Origin of the sequence: Paenirhizobium naphthalenivorans, assembly GCF_007992095.1 — a bacterium.
GTDB classification, from domain to species: domain Bacteria; phylum Pseudomonadota; class Alphaproteobacteria; order Rhizobiales; family Rhizobiaceae; genus Allorhizobium; species Allorhizobium naphthalenivorans.
Genome location: NZ_BJZP01000102.1, coordinates 1 through 1,204, shown reverse-complemented (window position 1 = coordinate 1,204; position 1,204 = coordinate 1). Strand labels below are relative to the sequence as shown.

Sequence of the window (1,204 nt, the reverse complement as noted above, 5' to 3'; positions counted from 1 at the left end):
GCCGGATACTGTCCCTGGAAAGCGAGATTGTGGACCGTCAAGACGACAGGCGTGGAGCAACCGGCCTGCCGCATGTAAACCGAAGTGAGGGCCGATTGCCAATCGTGCGTGTGAACGATATCGGGCCCCCAGCCTGGCAGCAGGCCATTGGCAATCTCCGCCGTCACCAGCGACAGACTGGCAAAGCGCTTCCAGTTGTCCGGATAGTCAATGCCGCAAGCGTCCACGTAGGGACCGCCCGACCTGTCAAACAATGCCGGAGCATCGATGACAAAGAGATCGAGACCTTCTGCGCTTACGTGATGCAGTGCGGCCCGTTCTCCGAACAGATCGTTGAATACGACGAGGGGCGGGTTGTCTGAAAGGAGCGGCATAACCTGCGGATAACCAGGCAGGACGGTCTTTACCTCTACCCCGAACGCCCCAAGTGCCTTCGGCAGCGCGCCGGTGACATCGGCGAGACCTCCTGTTTTGATAAAGGGAAACAGCTCGGACGTGGAGGAAAGAACCTTCATTGCCATGAAAGCCGATCACCGGTGCCGTGCAATAGCGTCATCGGTCGCGCTCCTAGCCTGAGATCGAATGTTCCCGCCTCACTCATCAGTTTGTCTCCTTCGACTCCCGTGATCGCCTCTTTGCCGGGCGCGGCGCCACAATATCGTCTTCGCTCTCCGGCCTGATGATGTTGCGGGTTTTGGTCATCGTCTGTTCAGCCGCACCGGAAATCGCCAGGAACTCCTCGGTCGCGCGATACCAATGGTCGAGATCCCTGCCTACCGGGCGCCCTTCCAATTCCCACAATTCATAAGCGCGCTTCTGAATCCATTGTTGATCGAACTTCGTCATTATCTTCCTCCTCAATTGATCCTCTGCTCAAAACTGAAAAGGACCTCGTATAAACGCCTGACTTGTTAGATCGCGATACGGTATCGACCTGTGCCAGCAGATGTCGGTAAGGTCTGCTGCGAATGTAGCCCCATCCTTTGCAAGGCCAGCTTGGCGAGATCCCCCCCAAAGTTCGCAATCGCTCCTGCATGCATGCGCTACGCCAACCGCACGCCGCCAATAAATGCGACCAGCACGTGCGCGTAATTATTTGAGTTCCCATTCCGGCATCGCCCACGAGCGGAAGACAGAGGCGTCCTTCTCGTCGTCGGAAATCTCTGGTTTGCCTGTCTGAGTGCGCGGGTTTCCAGCCTGTCCC

General features: G+C 57.3%; 2 protein-coding genes. Both read right to left on the bottom strand.

The features are described from left to right. The coding region (locus RNA01_RS23335; protein ID WP_147182454.1) for a glycogen/starch synthase at positions 1 to 515 on the bottom strand (515 nt) is incomplete at its 3' end. A gap of 85 nt (positions 516 to 600) precedes the next feature. Then, positions 601 to 846 carry a DUF2934 domain-containing protein gene (locus RNA01_RS23330; protein ID WP_147182453.1) on the bottom strand — a complete coding sequence of 82 codons (246 nt, stop codon included), beginning with the start codon at positions 844 to 846 and terminating at the stop codon, positions 601 to 603. Between the last annotated feature and the right edge of the window lie 358 nt (positions 847 to 1,204).